The organism is Diaphorobacter oryzae DSM 22780 (assembly GCF_059568935.1).
In genome coordinates, this window is record NZ_JCANUL010000005.1 from 37,151 (window position 1) to 54,793 (window position 17,643).

The following is a 17,643-nucleotide window of genomic DNA, read 5'->3' on the forward strand; positions in this document are numbered from 1 at the left end:
ATTTCAAGCCCAGCCCTCCCGCCGCCGTTTCGTCAATCGCTCACGCCATAGCGCTGGCGATAGGCCAGCACCCGCTCGTGGTGGGCCTGCATCTGCGCATCCCCCCCGCTTGCCGATAGGTATTGCAATAAGTCTGCCAGCTTGGCGATAGTACAAACCTGCATGCCCAGCTCGCGTCGCACGTACTGCACGGCGCTGTGGTCCACGTCCTGGCCATTCTCGGTGGCCTTCTCCTGCCGGTCCAGCGCAATGGCGATGGCATGCGGCGTGGCGCCCGCGGCGCGGATCAGCGCGATGGACTCGCGCGCCGCGGTGCCGGCGCTCATCACATCGTCCACGATCAGCACCCGGCCCTGCAGCGGCGCGCCCACCAGGGTGCCGCCCTCGCCGTGGTCCTTGGCCTCCTTGCGGTTGTAGGCAAAGGGCACGTTCTTGCCCAGCCGCGCCAGTTCCACGGCCACGGTGGCGGCCAGCGGAATGCCCTTGTAGGCGGGGCCGAAGACCATGTCGAACTCGATGCCGCTGGCCACCAGGGCTTGTGCATAGAATTGCGCCAAGCGGCCCATCTTGGCGCCGTCGTCAAACAGTCCGGCGTTGAAGAAATACGGGCTCATGCGGCCGGCCTTGGTCTTGAATTCGCCAAAGCGCAACACGCCGGATTCCACGGCAAAACGCACAAAATCCTGCGCCAGACGGCCCTGCTCGGCCGCTTGTGCACTACCAATCACCATGGATGCTTCCTTGTTCAAATTAACCAGTCTCAACCTCAATGGCATCCGTTCGGCCACGTCCAAGGGGGTCGAGGCATGGATTGCCCAAAGCCGACCGGATTGTATTTGCGTGCAGGAAATCAAGGCCCAGTCAGCGGATATCCAGGGGCGCTTCGAGGAGCTGGCTGGGCTGAAGGGCCATTTCCACTTCGCCGCCAAGAAGGGCTATTCGGGCGTGGGCGTGTACTGCCGCCACGAGCCCAGCGACGTGCGCGTGGGCTACGGCTCGCAGGAGTTCGACGCCGAGGGCCGCTATGTGGAGCTGCGCTTCGACACCCCTGCGCGCAAGCTGTCCCTCATCAGCGCCTACTTTCCCAGCGGCTCCTCCGGCGAGGAGCGCCAGCAGGCCAAGTTCCGCTTCCTGGACGAGTTCCACCCCCACCTCATGCGGCTCAAGGGTGAGCGCGAGTTCATCCTGTGCGGCGACATCAACATCGCCCACCAGCAGATCGACCTGAAGAACTGGCGCAGCAACCAGAAGAACAGCGGCTTCCTGCCCGAGGAACGGGCCTGGATGACAAAGTTGTTGCACATCTCTGAGCCTACGGGCGGCCTGGTGGACGTTTACCGTCAGTTACAGCCCGACGCCACCGACGCCAGCTACACATGGTGGAGCAACCGGGGCCAGGCCTATGCGAACAACGTGGGGTGGCGGCTGGACTACCACCTGGCCACGCCAGCCCTGGCCGCGCTGGCGCGCACCGAGGACATCTACAAGGGCCAGAAGTTCAGCGACCACGCGCCGATCACCGTGGGCTACGACTTCGCGCTGTGATGCGGTGGACGCATCAAAAACAATAGCATTTTGCGCTTACTGGACGGGCGCCAGAGGCCAAAAACCCCATAAAAACGGGCGCCACAGGCGCCCGCTGTGCGTGCCATTGCTGGGTACCGGCCCTCAGCGCCGGGTGGCCGCCATGTAGCGCTGCGCGCTCTGCCAGCCCAGCTCCGCCAGCGGCCCCGCCTTGCGGCCGGTCTCCACCGCATCGGCCGAGGCGGCGTTGCCGTCCTGCGCGCGCTGGGCGATGCCATGCAGGATGGCGGCCATGCGAAACAGGTTGTAGGCCAGGTAGTAGTCCCACGCGCCCGCGGCCTCGCGCCCGGTGGCGGCGCTGTACCAGGCCACGTATTCCTCCTCGGACGGAATGCCCAGCTCTACAAGAGGCAGGCCGCCGATGCCGCGCCACAGCGTGGGCGGAATGCGCCAGGCCATGCACTGGTACGACAGGTCGGCCAGCGGGTGGCCCAGCGTGGACAGCTCCCAGTCCAGCACGCCGATCACCCGCGCCTCGGTGGGGTGGAAGATCAGGTTGTCGAGCCGGTAGTCGCCGTGCACCAGCGTGGTTTCGTCGCCCGCCGGCAGGTGTTCGGGCAGCCAGTCCATGAGGCGGTGCATGGCGTCATGCAGGGGCACGGTGGATTCGCGGCACTGGCGCGACCAACGCGCGATCTGGCGGCCCACGTAGTGGCCCACCTTGCCGTAGTCGGCCAGGCCCACGGCGGCATAGTCCACGCCGTGCAGCGCAGCGATCACGCGGTTCATCTCGCGGTAGATGGAGCCCCGCTCGGCCGGCGCCATGCCCGGCAGGGACTGGTCCATCATCACCCGGCCCTGCAGGAACTCCATCACGTAGAACGGCGTGCCCAGCAGCTCGCCGCTGTCGCAGTAGTGCAGCATGCGCGGCACGGGCACCTCGGTGTCCTGCAGCGCCTGCATCACGCGGAACTCGCGGTCGATGGCGTGCGCCGAGGCCACCAGCAGGCCCTCGGGCTTCTTGCGCAGCACGTATTCGCGGCCCTCGCCGGCGCTCAGGCGGAAGGTGGGGTTGGACTGGCCGCCCGCCAGCACGCTGGCCTGCAGCGGCGCGCTGCCCGCCAGGCCCTGCGCGCGCAGGTAGTCGGCCAGCGGCCCGAGCGGCAGCGCGGGTGTTGCGGTGGACGCGCTCATAGCGTGTTCACCAGGTGGGCGCCGTCCACGGCGACGGTGGCGCCGGACATGGCCGCGCCGGCATCGGACGCCAGCAGCAGCAGCGGGCCGTCCAGGTCGCCCAGCTCGCTGAAGCGGCGGCTGGGAATGCGGCTGCGCAGCTTGTCGCCCAGCTCGCTCGTCAGGAAGTCGCGGTTGAGGTCGGTCACCACGTAGCCGGGCAGCAGCGCGTTCACGCGGATGCGGTGGCGCGCCAGCTCCAGCGCCATGGCCTTGGTGGCCTGGATCACGCCGGCCTTGGAAATGGCATACGGCGCCACGCCCCCGGCCACGCGCTCGCCCAGGATGGAGGCCACGTTGACGATGGCCCCGCCCTTGCCGGCCGCCACCATGCGGCGCGCGGCCTCGGTGGCCACCAGCCAGTGGCCCTTGAGGTTGGTGTCCATGACCTGGTCGAAGTCCTCTTCGGTCTGCTCCAGCACCGGGCGCGTCACCGTCACGCCGGCGTTGTTGACCACCACGTCGGGCACGCCCCAGGCCTCGGCCACGGCATCGAAGCAGGCGCGCACGCTGGCGCTGTCCGTCACGTCCAGCGTGAACGCGCGCGCCTCGCCGCCCGCCGCGGCCATGGCCGCCACCACGCCCTCCAGCTTGTCGGCCCGCCGGGCGGCCACCGCCACCCTGGCGCCCGCGGCCGCCAGCACCTGCGCGAAATGCGTGCCCAGGCCGCTCGACGCGCCCGTGACCAGCACCAGGCGGCCCCGCAGGCTGAACCTGTCCATCACCGCGCCCATGCTCAGGCCCCCCCTTCGCGCAGCAGTTCGGCCTCGGCCTTGTCGGCCATGTGGGCGAGCTTGCGCGCCATGCTCCAGCGGTGCACCTCGCTCGGGCCGTCGTAGATGCGAAAGGCCCGCATGTCGGTGAAGATGCGCATCACCGGTGTCTCGCCCGTCACGCCCTGGCCGCCCAGGATCTGCACGCTGCGGTCCACCACGCGCCATTCGGCCTCGGAGCACACGACCTTGGCGCGGCTCGACTCGAAGTTGCACTTCTCGCCCTGGTCCAGCAGCCAGGCCGTGTGCCAGATGTGCAGGCGCGCGGTGTGCAGGTCCATGTCGTTGTCGGCCAGCATGTAGCCCACGCCCTCGTGCGCGACCAGCGGCTGGCCGAAGGCCTGGCGCTTGCGGGCATAGGCCAGCGCCGTGTCGTGCGCGCGGCGCGCCTGGCCCAGCCAGCGCATGCAGTGCGTGAGGCGTGCGGGCGCCAGGCGCACCTGGGCGTAGCGAAAGCCCTTGCCGATCTCGCCCAGCACGTCGGCCGCGGGCACGCGCAGGTTGTCGAAGCGCAGCACGCCGTGGCCGCCGGTGAAGCAGGCGTCCATGGCATCCATGCTGCGCTCCAGCACGATGCCGGCCTTATCCATATCGGTCAGGAACATGGTGGCCGAGCCGTCCTCCATGCGTGCCATCACGATCGCGTAGTGCGCACCCTCGGCGCCGGTGATGAACCACTTGCGGCCGTTGATCACGTAGTCGTCACCGTCGCGCACGGCCGTGGTGGCCAGCATGGACGGATCGGCCCCGGCGCCGGGCGCGGGCTCGGTCATGGCGAAGCACGAACGCCATTCGCCCGCCACCTGGGGGCGCAGCCAGCGCTCCTTCTGCGCGGGCGTGGCCACCTCTTCCATGAGGTGGATGTTGCCCTCGTCCGGCGCGTGGATGTTGAGCGCCGTGGGGCCCAGCCAGGAATAGCCGGCCTCCTCGAAGACCACGGCCTTCTCGACATGCGACAGGCCCATGCCGCCCATCTCGCGGGACGCATGGGGCGTGAGCAGCCCGGCCGCCTTGCCGCGCGCCACCAGCTCGCGGCGCAGCGCCTCGCTGGGGCCGTGGTGCGACTGGCGCTCGTCGTTTTCCAGCGGAATCACCTGTTCGGCGATGAATTGCCGGGTCTTGTCGCGCAAAGCGCGCAGTTCGGGGGAGAGAGAAAAGTCCATGCGGGTCCTCGTACAGAGTCAGCCAGAACGCCTGGCACATTGCCGATGATATTGTTGAACAATATTGAAGACAATACCCCGCCTCGCTGTGCTAACGTCGGCAGCCTCCACCGCCCCAGCCCCGCCCGCCCCATGCCCTCCACCGCCCGCCCCCCGGCCGCGCCGCCCGATGCCGCCGCCGACGCCCCGGAAAGCGCCGCCGACGCGGTCTTCCACGGCATCGTCCAGGGACTGGCACAGCAGAAGTTCGTGCCCGGCCAGCGGCTGGTCGAGGTGGATCTGGCCGCCCAGTTCGGCGTGAGCCGCAACTCCGTGCGCGAGGCGCTGCAGCGGCTGGCCGCCGAGGGCGTGGTGGACCTGTTTCGCAACAAGGGCGCGGCCATACGCACCCTGTCGCCGCAGGAAACCCTGGAGGTGCTCGACGTGGCCGAGCGCATGACCGGCCTGCTCGCGCGCAGCGCGGCGCGGCGCATTGCCGCCGGCGAGCCCCCAGAGGCCATCACCCAGGCGCTGGAACGCCTGGACGAGGCCGACCGCAGCCAGGACGCCGACGCCTTCGCCAGCGCCCGCCGCGTTCTGTACCGCGCCCTGCTCGCCACCAGCGGCAGCCGCGAGCTGCGCCGGCTGTTCCCCTCCATCCACATGCCCATCGTCTACGCCCAGCACCGCCCCGCCACGCTGCAGCAGGTGCGCATGCGCGACTACCAGGCCATGTGCCAGGCCATCCTGGCCGGCGACGAACAGGCCGCCGACGCGGCGGGCATGCAGCATGTGCGCAACGTGCGCGAGGCCATCGCCCGCACCTGGGAGCGATAGGGCCTTGATTTAAAGGGAAATTCGGCTCTAGCGCTTATCCATCAAGCGTTAGCAGCTCACCTTTTTGATGGTTCCCGCCGTTTCCAGACCTGCCGCAGGGGTTTGCGCCGCGCTGCATGGCAACCGCCCCATCACGCCCTGTTCAACAATGGCCCCCGTGCCGCCAACACCCCACAATGCCCCCATGCTCCACTACCAGACCATCCCCGTCACCGCCTTCCTGCAAAACAGCTCCATCGTCTGGTGCGACCAGACCATGGATGCCGCCGTCATCGACCCCGGCGGCGACCTGGATGTGCTGCTGGACGCGGTGCGGCGCCTGGGCCTGACGCTCAAGGCCATCTGGCTCACGCATGCCCACATCGACCACGCGGGCGGCACGGGCGAGCTGGCCGAGCGGCTGCAGTTGCCCATCGTCGGCCCGCACCCCGGCGACCAGTTCTGGATCGACGGCCTGCCGCAGCAAAGCGCGATGTTCGGCTTTCCGCCCGCGCAGCCCTTCACGCCCACGCGCTGGCTGCACGATGGCGACCAGGTGCAGATCGGCAACGAGACGCTGGCCGTGCGCCACTGCCCCGGCCACACGCCCGGCCATGTGGTGTTTCACGCGCCGCAGATCGACCGGGCCTTCGTGGGCGACGTGCTGTTTGCCGGCAGCATCGGCCGCACGGATTTCCCGCAGGGCAACCACCAGCAGCTCATCGACAGCATCACCGGGCGCCTGTGGCCCATGGGCGACCAGACCGTGTTCATCCCCGGGCATGGGCCGGAGAGCACGTTCGGCCGGGAGCGCCAGAGCAATCCCTACGTGGGTGGGACCTGAGAGGCCCCGGGATGGATCATTTTGAGTCTTCTGGGCCTCTAGCGCCCATGGAGTAAGCGCAAGTAGCTATTAATTTTATAGCTAATGCTTTAATCCTCGCCCTGCCCACAGGGCCCGGCGCGCCCACCAGGTTGCGCGCCGGCCCGCGTGGCCGGGGGCGTTCACCCCGCCCGCATCAGAAGTCGAACGTGGCCGACAGGCGCACGGCGCGCGGTGCGCCCACGTTCACCCGGCCGGCGCCCCAGAGGCTGTCGAAGTACGCGCGGTTGGCCAGGTTGGTCACCGTGGCGCGCAGCACCACGGGCTGTGCGCCAAAGCGCGTGGCGTAGCGGGCGCCCACATCCACCGTGGTCCACGCCGGCAGCTTCACGCTGTTGTCGCCCGTGAGCCACTGCGCGCCCGTGTGGTTCACGCGGCCGTTCACCGACAGGCCCTGCACGCCGGGGATGGCCCAGTCGGCGCCCAGGTTCAGCGTGAGCTTGGGCACGCCGAACTGCGCACGGCCCTGGTTCACGCCTTTATTGGTCTTGGTCTGCTCGGCCTCGGTGTAGGCCGCGCCGCCCAGCAGGCCGAGCGACGGGGTCAGCTGGCCGAACACGTTCCACTCCACGCCCCGGTTGCGCTGCTCGCCGTCGAGCACCTGGCGGTTGCCCACCTCGATGAGGGCGGGCTTGCTGATCTGGAACAGGCTCACGGTCTGCGTCAGGCTGCCCGTCACCCATTTCACGCCCAGTTCCACCTGCTTGCTCTTGTAGGGCTTGAAGGTTTCGCCCTCGTTGGCATAGGGCGCCTTCACGGTCGTGCCCGCGCTCAGGCCTTCCACGTAGTTGCCGTACAGCGAGATGTTCTCGCCCCAGGGCTTGGCGATCACGCCCACCAGCGGCGTCACGGCGCTTTCCTTGTAGTTGCTGAGCTTCTGGTGCACCTGCTGCACGCGCAGGCCCAGGGTGAGCTGCAGCCTGTCGTCGGCGAACGACAGCGTGTCCACCGCGCTCAGCGCCGTCATCACGTCATCGGTGTGCCGCTTGAAGGTGGAGGCCGCCGCGCCTGGCGGCATGGTGATGGGCGTGGGGTTGTAAATGTTGCTGCTGATGGGGGCCGTGCCGTTGGCGCGGCTGCCGCCCTCGTAGTGCATCACGTTGCCCGCCAGGGCGAGCTTGTGCACCACGGCGCCGGTGCTGAACTGGCCGCGCAGGCCCAGCTCGGCCGTGGTGGTGTCGGACTCGCCCCAGGAGTTGTAGGCCGTGCCCGAGGCGTTGCCGGTGGCATCATGGGCCGGGCTCCACACGGGCCGGGTGCCGAAGATGAAGCCGTCGTAGGCATGCTGCGCCTTGCCGGCCGATGCGAACGTCGTCCAGCCCGCGTTGATCCGGGCCTGGCCGCGCACGATGAGGCCCTGCGTCTGCGTGTTGCTGTACACGCCCTCGCCGTAGAAGAAGTTGGTGGAGCCGTCGGGCGCCTTGGGCACCGTGGTCCAGCCGGTCAGGATGGGCTGCATGGGCGAGCCCTTGCGCACCTTGTTCTTGAGCGAATAGGCGTCGGCCTCGATGTTCCAGCCATCGCCCCGGTAGTCCAGCGCCAGGTGACCGATCTCGCGCGCCTTGGTCTGGCGGTTGAGCCAGGTCTCGCCGCCCGACAGCACGCCGTTGACGCGCACGCCCAGGCGCTGGTCCGCGCCAAAGCGGCGCGCCACGTCGGCGTGCACGCCCAGGTTCGATTTGGACGAGTAGGTGGTGGTCACGCGCGTCAGCGGCGCCTTGCCCGCACGCTTGGGCACCAGGTTGATGGCGCCGCCCACATCGCCCGCGGGCGGCATGCCCATCATCATGGCGCCGGGGCCCTTGAGCACCTCCACGCGCTCGAAGATCTCGGTGGGCGTGTTCTGCTCGGGCGCCAGCCCATAGACGCCGTTGATCGCCATCGAGCCGGCCAGCACGCCGAAGCCCCGGATGACGAAGTTTTCAACAATGTGGCCTTCGTTGGTGGTGGTGCGCACCGAAGGGTCGTTCTTGAGCACCGCGCCCACGGTCTGGGCCTGCTGGTCGGCAATGCCCTCGGCGGTGTAGCCCGTCATGTTGAAGGGCGTGTCCATCACGCCCACATTGCCCAGCACGCCCAGGCGCGTGCCCTTGGCCACCTTGCCGCCGGGCGCGGTGGCGGGCAGGCTCTCGGGCGTTTCGGCCGCCGCGTTCACCGTCACCTCCTTGAGCGCCACGGGGGCGGCAGGGGCCTGGGCCATGGCCGCGCCAGCACCGGCCAGCAGGGTCCACGCGCAGGCCTGGGCGATCTGGCGCAGGGCAAAGGGATGTGCCGGGAAGGCACCCGGGGATGGGCGGCAAGTCTGCATAAAAGTCCTGGGTCAAAAGCCAAAAGAAAAGGAGCCGCCTTGGCACTGGATTGCAAACAAGAATGAGTGCGATTTCTCTTGTCGCACGAACCGGCTCCACCAAAAATCAGCAGCGACGGCCGGCACCGGAATCCGTGACAAGGCGTGCCAGCGAGTTACATCTGGCATGGGCCGATGATTCCATGGCCCCCCGCCAGCCGTGTTTGCACGCCCAACAAAGATGTTTGCTGCGCCACAGCCCAGAGGCCCGCAACGGGCGTGGCCTCGCCAGGGCCGCCGCGCAAGGGCCGCCCCGCCGCGCTGGCGGCGTCCCCCTCCGGGGGAAGGCGCCGCAGGCGACTCAGGGGGGGCGTCAAATCCTCCCGCGCGCCAGCTTGGGCGGCATGCCAAAGCGCTTGCGGTAGGCGGTGGCGAAGTTGGCGGCGCTGCTGTAGCCCGCCACCAGGGCCGCCTGGCCCACCGTCAGGCCGTCCTGTTCCAGGGCCTGGCGCGCCCGCTGCAGGCGATGCTCGCGCACGAAGTCGAACACCGTGGTGCCGTACACCGCGCGGAAATGCCGCTGCAGCGTGTTGGCGTTGGTGCCCGCCTGGCGCGCCAGCGCGTCGAGCGACAGGTCCATCGCGCCATCGGTCTGCAAGAAGGCGTGCAAGGCGCGCATGCGCTGGTGCTCATGGGGCAACAGGCGCAGCGCGGCAGGTGCGGGGGCCGGGGCCGACACCGGGGCGGGCGCAGGCCCGGGCGCGTGCTGCGCCAGGCTGCCCAGGGCCTCGCCCACCAGCTCCAGGGCGCGGCTTTCAAGGTACAGGTGCAACAGCAGCGGGTTCAGGTCCGGCGCATGGGCGATCTGCTCGGCCAGCGCGGCAATGCGCGCCGAAGGCTGCCAGTGGTGCATGGCCAGGTGCTGGCGGCGAAAGGCCTCGACGGCCCCCGAGGCCGCGGGCCCGGCCACCTGCTCCAGCCACTCGCCGCCCAGGCCCACGCTCACGCGGCGTGCGTAGGCGCCCCGGCGTGCGCGCCGCTCAAAGCGCTCGGGCTCGGCCACCGACACCAGCAGCGCGCGCGGCGGGCCCGGCACCCGCGCACGCTGCGCGGCGCTGGACAAGGCCACGCGGCGCGGGCCATAGCTCACGTCCACCGATCCCTCCAGCAGCAGCACGATGCGCAGGCCCGCCTCCATCTCGCCACAGGCCGTGAAGTCCTGCGCATCGGCCGCATCGTCGGCATGCAGGTGCAGCCCGGGGCGCAGCACCCGCACGCGCTGCAGGTGGCGCTGCAGCGATGCCTGCAGGCCCGCCAGCGGCGGCGCCGAGGATTGGACGGTCAATGGTCTGACGGCGGTCATGGGCAGGTGTGGCACAGGAAAAGTCAGGGACGGCGAGGAGCAGCGGCATGGAGGCGCCATGGCAGGCGCCCCAGGCCCTGCCCCCGGATGCTTGCGCAAAGGTTTTCCTCCGCCGGGCAAACACGCCAGGCGACGGGACATGCGATGCTAGCAACTCAAGATGATAAATACAAACAATTCTCAATAACATTTAATCTGTATTGCTTCGCCACCGGTCCGACCGCACCTTCCCGCCCATGACCCTCACCTTCCCCCGTCTCCTGGCCGCACTGGCCTCCCTGTCCTGCGCCCTGGCCATCGCAGCCGCGCCAGTGCCCGCGCAGGCCCCAGGCGCCACCCAGACCGTGACCGACCTGGCCGGCCGCAGCGTCACCGTGCCGGCCCAGGTGGACCGCATCCTGCTCGGCGAAGGCCGGCTGCTGCCCGCGCTGGGCGTGTTCGAGCGGGACGACGTGGCCCGCCGGCTGGTGGGCATGATGGGCGACTACGAAACCCTGGACGCCGCAGGCTACGCCCAATGGCGCAGCCGCTTCCCCCACCTCGACAAGGTGCCGCGCGTGGGCCGCAACCACAGCGGCAGCTTCAGCGACGAGCAGGCGATTGCGCTGCGCCCGCAGTTGGCCATCCTGGGCCTGGCGGGCGGCCATGGCCCGAGCAAGAACGACCGCGAAACCCTGGCCCGCCTGGAGGCGGCCGGCGTGGCCGTGGTGTTCGTGGACTTCCGCCACGACCCGCTCAAGAACACGCCGCGCAGCATGGCGCTGCTGGGCGCCGTGCTGGGCAAGCGCCAGGAGGCCGAGGCCTTCAACGCCTACTGGCGGGCGCAGCTGGAGCGCGTCGAATCGCGCCTGCGCACCCTGCCGGCCGGCACGCGCCACCCCGGCGTGTTTCTGGAGAACCGCGTGGGCCTGTCCGATGAATGCTGCGCCACCATGGTGGGCCTGGTGGGCGTGCTGCTGGATGCCGCGGGCGCCGACAACGTGGCGCGCGGCCGCATCCCGGGCGAGCATGGCACGCTGAACCCCGAGTTCTTGATCGCCACCCAGCCCCGGCTGTACATCGGCACCGGCATCGGCAGCATGGCCACGGCCGAGAAGTCGCCGCTGCGCATCGTGCTGGGCGCCGATGCCACACCCGAGGCCGCCCGCGCCTCGCTGCTGCGCGCCACGCAGCGCCGGGGCATCGCCCAGCTGCAGGCCGTGCAGCAGCCCGGCCGCGCGCATGCCATCTGGCACCACTACTACAACTCGCCCTTCAACGTGGTGGCCGTGCAGGTGTTCGCCAAATGGCTGTACCCCGAGCTGTTCGCCGACCTGGACCCGCGCGCCACGCTGCAGTCCATGTTCACCCAGTTCCAGCCCATCCCGCTGACCGGCGTGTACTGGACCAGCCTCTGATGCCCGTGCCTTCTTCGCCGCAGGGCACGCGCCGTGCGCTGCTCGCCGCAGGCGCCAGCGCCAGCCTGGGCCTGCTGGGCGGCTGCGCCAGCGCCGGGGCTGCCGCGCCTTCGCTGCTGCAGGCCCCCGCCGCGCAACTGCCGGGCACGCACCAGCAAGACCTGCGCGACCCGGCCAGCGGCCGCACCTGGCGCATCTGGGTGCAGCGCCCCGCAGGCCCCGCGCCCGCCACGGGCCATCCGGTGCTGTATGTGCTGGACGGCAATGCCGCCTTTGCGCTAGCGGCCCAGTTGGCGCGCAACAGCGCGGGGCGGCCCGGCGACATGGGCACGGGCAGCGCCATCGTGGTCGGCATCGGCCACCCCGGCGACGCCGTGATCCACCCCGCCGAACGCCAGCGCGACTACACGCCGCCCGCCCCCGGCCGCGCGGCCACGCCCGAGGCGGGCGGCGCGGACATGCTGCTCGACTTCATCGCCCGCGAGCTGCAACCCCGCGTGGCCGATGCCTTTGCGGTGGACCGGCAGCGCCAGACGATCAGCGGGCATTCGTTCGGCGGCCTGTTCGTGCTGCACGCGCTCTTCACGCGCCCGGCGCAGTTCACACGCTACGCCGCCACCAGCCCCTCGGTGTGGTGGAACAACGCGCAGCTGCTGCACACCGCCCGCCAGTTCATGCAGGCCCACGCCACGGCGCCGCGCCCCTTCAAGGCGCAGTTGCAATTGCGCGTGGGCAGCCTGGAGCAGGCACAGGCCTCCCCCACCGCAGCGCGCGCCGCCGTGCAGGCCGAGCGCCGCATGATCGAGCGCACCCAGGCGCTGGCCGACCAACTGGGCGCGCTGCAATGGCCCGAGCTGCGCGTGGACATGGCCGTGCTGCCCGGCCTGGACCATGGCGGCGCCATGGCGCCCGGCCTGATCGATGCGCTGGCGCTGGCGCAGCAGGCCCGCTGAGCCCCGTCACCCCACCTCTATTGCGACGTCTGCCGTGCCCGACCCCGAAATTGCATTGACCCCTTCCCCACTCGGCCCCGGCCCGGCGACCACCGATTCGCTGGCCCAGCGCTACCGGCATTTCGTGCGCCGGCGCCTGCTGCTGCTGGCCGCGCTGCTGGCCGTGCTGTGCGCCAGCGTGGTGGCCGACATCGCGCTGGGCCCCTCCAACTTCGCGTTTGCCGACGTGCTGCGCGGCCTGTTCACGCCCGGCGCGCTGCCGCAGGCGCAGCAGGTGATCCTGTGGGAGGTACGCCTGCCCTACGCCGTGATGGCCGTGCTGGTGGGCGCCAGCCTGGGCCTGGCGGGCGCCGAGATGCAGACCGCGCTCAACAACCCGCTGGCCAGCCCCTTCACGCTGGGCGTGTCGGCCGCCGCCGCCGTGGGCGCCTCGGCCGCCGTGGTCAGCGGCTTCACGCTCATCGCCTGGGGCGAGAACATGGCCGTGCCGCTGTGCGCCTTTGTCGGCGCGGCCTGCGCCACGGCGCTGATCCAGCTGCTGGCCTGGCGCCAGGGCGCCACGGTGGACACCGTGGTGCTGTTCGGCATCGCCCTGCTGTTCAGCTTCGAGGCCCTGCTGTGGCTGCTGCAGTTCATCGCCGACAGCAACGCGCTGCAGCAGATCGTGTTCTGGACCATGGGCAGCCTGGGCCGCGCCACCTGGACCAAGATCGGCATCGTGGGCATGGTGCTTTCGCTGTGCCTGCTGTGGTCCGCACGCCAGGCCTGGGCGCTCACGGCGCTGCGCGCGGGCGAGGACCAGGCGCGCAGCTTCGGCATCAGCGTGGAGCGGCTGCGCCTGGTGACGCTGCTGCGCGTGAGCCTGCTGGCGGCCACGGCCCTGTCCTTCGTGGGCACCATCGGCTTCGTCGGCCTGGTGGGGCCGCACATCGCACGCATGCTGCTGGGCGAAGACCACCGCTATTACCTGCCGGGCAGCGCGCTGGCCGGGGCGCTGATGCTGTCGCTCGCGTCCATCCTGAGCAAGGCGCTGGTGCCCGGCGTGGTGCTGCCGATCGGCATCATCACCGCGCTGGTGGGCGTGCCGCTGTTCATGGCGCTCGTTCTTCGTCAACGGAGGGCGGCATGACCACGGGCCTGCAGATCGAACAACTCGCCGCAGGCTACCCCGGCCGGCCCGTGCTGCAGGGCGTGCACCTGCCCGGCGTGCCCGCCGGCACGCTGGTGGCCGTGGTGGGGCCCAACGCGGTGGGCAAGTCCACGCTGCTCAAGGCCGTGGCCGGGCTGCGCCCCGCGCAGGGCCGCGTGTGGCTGGAAGGCACGGACTTGGCCACCCTGCCCGCGCGCGAGCGCCTGCGCCGCGTGGGCTACCTGCCGCAGGCGCTGCCGCAGAGCACCTCGCTCGTGGCCTACGAAACCTGGCAGAGCGCGCTGCGCGCCAGCCGCGGCGAATGGAGCCCCGCGCAGCGCGAGGCCGCCATCGAATCGGTGGTGGCCGCGCTGGGCCTCTCGGCGCTGGCGCTGCGGCGGCTCGACGAACTCTCGGGCGGGCAGCGGCAGATGGTGGGCCTGGCCCAGGTCATCGTGCGCGCGCCGCGCCTCTTGCTGCTGGACGAGCCCACCAGCGCCCTCGACCTGCGCTGGCAGCTGCAGGTGCTGCAGGCCGTGCGCGCCATGGTGCAGCTGCAAGGCGCGATCGGCCTGGTGGCCGTGCACGACCTGAACCTGGCACTGCGCTTTTGCCAGCATGTGCTGGTGCTCGGCGGCGGCCGCGTGCTGGCCGCTGGCGACACGGCCCAGGTGCTGACGCCCGACCTGCTGCGGCGCGCCTACGGCGTGCGCGCACGGGTCGAGCGCTGCTCGCGGGGCCACCCCATCGTGCTGGCCGACGAGGCCATTTCCTCCCTCTCCACGAAAGACACCCCATGATCCAGTCCCAAGGCCAGGTGGCCACCCCCGAAGCCAGCCGCTACCTGCAGCGCCTGTGCTTTCACTTCAGCCGCAAGATCAGCGTGCAGTACGATGAACACCGGGCCCACGCCCAGTTTCCCTCGGGCATTTGCGACATGCGGGCCGACGGCGACACCCTGTACCTCACCTGCACCGCCGACTCGGCCGATGGCCTGGAGCGCGTGCAACGCACCCTGGAGGAGCACATCAAGCTGTTCACGCGCAAGAACCCGCTGGCGGTGCGATGGAACCACTGAAACCCGCGCCGCCCGGGGGTGCCCGTGCCGTACCCGCCAGCGTGTGGGCGCTGGGCTTCGTGTCCATGTTCATGGACATCTCCTCCGAGATGATCCATGCGCTGCTGCCCCTCTACATGGTGGCGGTGCTGGGCACGTCGGTGCTGGCCGTCGGGCTCATCGAGGGGATCGCCGAGGCCACGGCCGCCATCGTGAAGGTGTTCTCCGGCGCGCTCAGCGACCGCTTCGGCAAGCGCAAGCTGCTGGCCATCGCCGGCTACGGCCTGGGCGCCCTGACCAAGCCGGTGTTTCCGCTGGCGGGTACGCTGGAATGGCTGGTGGGCGCGCGCTTTGTGGACCGCATCGGCAAGGGCCTGCGGGCCGCGCCACGCGACGCCCTGGTGGCGGACGTCACGCCGCCCGAACTGCGCGGCGCGGCCTACGGCGTGCGCCAGACGCTGGACACCATCGGCTCCTTCACGGGCCCGCTGCTGGCCATGGGCCTGATGTGGTGGACGGCCAACAACTACCGGCTGGTGTTCTGGCTGGCCGTGCTGCCGGCCTTCGTGGCCATGGCGGTGCTCGTGCTGTGCGTGCGCGAGCCCCGGCTGCCGGCCGCGGCACGCCCGCGGCGGCTGCCGCTGCGCCGGGCCGAGCTGGCGCGCCTGGGCCCCGCCTACTGGCAGGTGGCGGGCATCGGGCTGGTCTTCACGCTGGCCCGCTTCAGCGAGGCCTTCCTCATCCTGCGCGGCCAGGCGGCGGGCCTGGCGCCGATGTGGGCACCGTCGGTGCTGGTGGTCATGGGCGTGGCCTACGCGCTGTCGGCCTATCCCGCGGGCGCGCTGTCGGACCGCGTGCGCCGGCTGGACGTGCTGCTCGCGGGCCTGGCCCTGCTCATCGCCGCCGACCTGGTGCTGGCCTTCGTGCCCGGGCTCGCCGGCCTGATGGCGGGCGTCGCCCTGTGGGGGCTGCACATGGGCTTCACGCAGGGGCTGTTCAACGCGCTGATCGCCGACAGCGCACCGGCCGATCTGCGCGGCACGGCGTTCGGGATGTTCCACCTGCTGACCGGCGTGGCGCTGCTGCTGGCCAGCGTGATTGCCGGCGCGCTGTGGGACGCCGTGGGCTTTCGCGGCACCTTTGCCTGCGGCGCCGCCTTCGCCGCGGCCGCTGCCGCGGGCCTGCTGGCGCTGCGCCGTTTCCAGACGGTCGATGCGCCGCAATGAATGCTATTATTTTTATAGCTATTTGCACTTGATGGGTAAGCGCCAGAAGGCTTTTTCACTCTTAACCGCCCGATCCCGCCACCGGCTCTTCCTGCAGCGCCATCCCGCCAAGGCGGCGGTGGCCAGTGCGACCCACGCCACCCCTGCGGGCGACAACCCGGGCACAGGCACAGGCGCAGCGCCCACCACGGCGGTCGGCGTGACCGGCGCGGAGACCTGCGACACGGGCCCCCCGCCGTTGGGGTGCTGCGCCTGCACTGTGAAGGTATAGGGCGTGCCGTTGGTCAGCCCGGTGACCGTGCAACTGGTGGCGGGCGCGGCGGCCGTGCAGCCCGCGCCGCCCGGGCTGGCGGTGACGGTGTAGCCGTCCGGCGGGTTGCCGCCGGTGTTGGCGGGGGGCGCCCAGTGCACCGTGACCTGCGTGTTGCCCGGCGTACCGCCGGGCGTGCCCGGCGGGTCGGTGAACCGGACCAGCCTGGCCGCGGAAGGAACGCCATCGACCACCACCCGCGCCATGTAGAGCCCCGCCGGCAGGGCGCCCAGCGGCGGCGACGTGAAACCCGTGGCCGTATGGCTGGCCGGGGCCCAGCCCCTGATGGCGCCGTTGCCCACACGCTGCAGCTGCAGCCAGGGCGTGCTGCTGCCCAAGCCCCCCGTGAAGCCCGATCCCGTGAGGGTCAGCGCCGCGCCCGCGCGCTGCAGCAGCGGCACGGCATCCACCACCGGCGCGGGCCCCACGGGCACGGCGGGGGTATAGCGCTCTGCCGAGGCGTAGAAGGTGGTGGAGGGGTTGAGGGCGTATCCACCCGTCAGCAGGACATCGCCTTCGGGCAGCAGATTGGCCGTGCCGTTCTCCCGCCCCACGCCCATGGAGCCGTCGATCGCCCAGGTGCCCGTCGCCGCGTCATAAAGCTCCGCGCCAGGCTGGGGGTCTCGCGCGGAATCGGCACCTCCCACCATCAGCACCAGGCCGGACGGCAGCACCGTGCCATGGGCCAGCGGCGAGCCCATGACGCCGTTGCGCGCAAAGTGCATGTCCCCCGTCCTGGTCCAGGTGTTGGTCACGGCATCGTAGAGTTCGGCGTGCGTCGTGGCACCGGCAGCCGTGTAGCCCCCCGCGAGCAACGCCCGCCCATCGGGCAGCAGGTTCAGGCTGGCGTAATGGCGCGGCACCAGCGGGGGCGCCACGGGGGTCCAGGTCTCCGTGCCGGGATCGTAGATTTCCGCCCCAGGCACGTCCCCCCCGCCGTTGAAGCCGGAAGCCACCAGCACGCGGCCATCGCTCAGCAGCACCGCCGCATGTGCCCGGCGGACCTGCGCCATGCTGCCGGTCACCGCCCAGGTGCGGGTCTGCGGGTCATATAGTTCGGCCGTCTGCAGGGTGCTTCCGCCCGCCACCAGCACCTTGCCATTGGGCAGCAGCGTCATCGACGGCAGGCTGCGCATTGCGGTCTGGATGCCTGCGGGAAGCCACGCGCCGGCCACGGGGTCGAACAAGCGCGCCTCCGCGCTGCCGTCCGTGCGCACGAGCACCTGGCCCGTGCCCAGCGTGACCGCTTCGGTCACGTTGCCCTGAATACCGCTGTTGCCGATGGATGCCCAGGCCCCGCCGGAGTAACGCTCACCGCCGGCGACGAAGCCGCTCCCGTTGACCCCGCCAAAGACCGCCAGCGAGCCATCGTCCAGCAGCACCCCGGCATGCTGCGCCCTGGGCACGGCCATGGGGACATCGGCAGTCCAGCCCACGGCTGTGGCTGGGCCCTGCCACAGCAGGGCCATCAAGCCCAGCCCCGCCGGGCCGGCAAGGCGTTGGAGGGGGGTCGCCCGGGCAGCTCGTCGGATCAATCGCATAGGTCCCTT

16 protein-coding genes are annotated in these 17,643 nt (G+C 70.6%); 9 read left to right on the forward strand and 7 right to left on the reverse strand.

All coding sequences use genetic code 11. From position 1 onward, the window contains the following. Positions 1–32 precede the first annotated feature (32 nt). The gene (gene pyrE, locus BP68_RS09840; RefSeq protein ID WP_496371165.1) at positions 33–731 is read right to left on the reverse strand and encodes an orotate phosphoribosyltransferase; all 699 of its coding nucleotides are present in this window, start codon (positions 729–731) and stop codon (positions 33–35) included. Between the two features lie 10 nt (positions 732–741). Here pyrE and BP68_RS09845 point away from each other — a divergent pair, with 10 nt between their 5' ends. Further along, the gene (locus tag BP68_RS09845) at positions 742–1,545 is read left to right on the forward strand and encodes an exodeoxyribonuclease III (protein ID WP_496371642.1); all 804 of its coding nucleotides are present in this window, start codon (positions 742–744) and stop codon (positions 1,543–1,545) included. 123 nt (positions 1,546–1,668) lie between these two features. On the opposite strand, the gene BP68_RS09850 is transcribed toward BP68_RS09845, so the two are convergent. From BP68_RS09850 to BP68_RS09860, 3 genes are read right to left on the reverse strand one after another with little or no spacing between them, the layout of a single operon-like run. Continuing rightward, positions 1,669–2,718 carry a phosphotransferase gene (locus tag BP68_RS09850; protein ID WP_496371167.1) on the reverse strand — a complete coding sequence of 350 codons (1,050 nt, stop codon included), beginning with the start codon at positions 2,716–2,718 and terminating at the stop codon, positions 1,669–1,671. Further along, on the reverse strand, positions 2,715–3,491 hold the full coding sequence (locus BP68_RS09855) for an SDR family NAD(P)-dependent oxidoreductase (RefSeq protein WP_496371169.1): 777 nt from the start codon (positions 3,489–3,491) through the stop codon (positions 2,715–2,717). The genes BP68_RS09850 and BP68_RS09855 overlap by 4 nt, the downstream gene beginning before the upstream one ends. A 2-nt stretch (positions 3,492–3,493) precedes the next feature. Next, complete coding sequence (locus tag BP68_RS09860) at positions 3,494–4,693, reverse strand: acyl-CoA dehydrogenase family protein (protein WP_496371171.1); 1,200 nt, start codon at positions 4,691–4,693, stop codon at positions 3,494–3,496. Between the two features lie 132 nt (positions 4,694–4,825). Between BP68_RS09860 and BP68_RS09865 the strand changes: the two genes are divergently transcribed. Next, positions 4,826–5,509, forward strand: a complete 684-nt coding sequence (locus BP68_RS09865) for a GntR family transcriptional regulator (protein WP_496371173.1) — start codon at positions 4,826–4,828, stop codon at positions 5,507–5,509. A gap of 184 nt (positions 5,510–5,693) precedes the next feature. Continuing rightward, positions 5,694–6,332, forward strand: a complete 639-nt coding sequence (locus tag BP68_RS09870) for an MBL fold metallo-hydrolase (protein WP_496371175.1) — start codon at positions 5,694–5,696, stop codon at positions 6,330–6,332. Positions 6,333–6,507: 175 nt separating this feature from the next. Here BP68_RS09870 and BP68_RS09875 read toward each other — a convergent pair whose 3' ends face one another. Then, on the reverse strand, positions 6,508–8,679 hold the full coding sequence (locus BP68_RS09875) for a TonB-dependent receptor (RefSeq protein ID WP_496371177.1): 2,172 nt from the start codon (positions 8,677–8,679) through the stop codon (positions 6,508–6,510). Between the two features lie 352 nt (positions 8,680–9,031). Continuing rightward, complete coding sequence (locus tag BP68_RS09880; RefSeq protein WP_496371179.1) at positions 9,032–10,021, reverse strand: helix-turn-helix transcriptional regulator; 990 nt, start codon at positions 10,019–10,021, stop codon at positions 9,032–9,034. 236 nt (positions 10,022–10,257) lie between these two features. Between BP68_RS09880 and BP68_RS09885 the strand changes: the two genes are divergently transcribed. The 6 genes from BP68_RS09885 to BP68_RS09910 are packed head-to-tail and all read left to right on the forward strand — an operon-like array spanning position 10,258 to position 15,783. Further along, entirely contained in the window at positions 10,258–11,418 is a 1,161-nt protein-coding gene (locus tag BP68_RS09885; RefSeq protein WP_496371181.1) for an ABC transporter substrate-binding protein, read from the forward strand. Then, positions 11,418–12,371 carry an alpha/beta hydrolase gene (locus BP68_RS09890; RefSeq protein ID WP_496371183.1) on the forward strand — a complete coding sequence of 318 codons (954 nt, stop codon included), beginning with the start codon at positions 11,418–11,420 and terminating at the stop codon, positions 12,369–12,371. Before BP68_RS09885 ends, BP68_RS09890 begins: the two co-directional genes overlap by 1 nt. A 55-nt stretch (positions 12,372–12,426) precedes the next feature. After that, positions 12,427–13,500 (forward strand): FecCD family ABC transporter permease, encoded by a 1,074-nt coding sequence (locus BP68_RS09895; protein WP_496371184.1) that lies wholly within the window; start codon positions 12,427–12,429, stop codon positions 13,498–13,500. Further along, positions 13,497–14,300: an ABC transporter ATP-binding protein gene (locus tag BP68_RS09900; protein ID WP_496371186.1), complete on the forward strand. Its 804-nt coding sequence runs from the start codon at positions 13,497–13,499 to the stop codon at positions 14,298–14,300. The genes BP68_RS09895 and BP68_RS09900 overlap by 4 nt, the downstream gene beginning before the upstream one ends. Beyond that, complete coding sequence (locus BP68_RS09905) at positions 14,297–14,578, forward strand: DUF2218 domain-containing protein (protein WP_496371187.1); 282 nt, start codon at positions 14,297–14,299, stop codon at positions 14,576–14,578. The genes BP68_RS09900 and BP68_RS09905 overlap by 4 nt, the downstream gene beginning before the upstream one ends. Further along, a complete protein-coding gene (locus BP68_RS09910) occupies positions 14,566–15,783 on the forward strand; it encodes an MFS transporter (RefSeq protein WP_496371189.1) in 1,218 nt (405 codons plus the stop codon). The genes BP68_RS09905 and BP68_RS09910 overlap by 13 nt, the downstream gene beginning before the upstream one ends. Before the next feature lie 18 nt (positions 15,784–15,801). Here BP68_RS09910 and BP68_RS09915 read toward each other — a convergent pair whose 3' ends face one another. Beyond that, complete coding sequence (locus tag BP68_RS09915) at positions 15,802–17,562, reverse strand: fibronectin type III domain-containing protein (protein ID WP_496371191.1); 1,761 nt, start codon at positions 17,560–17,562, stop codon at positions 15,802–15,804. Positions 17,563–17,643: the final 81 nt, after the last annotated feature.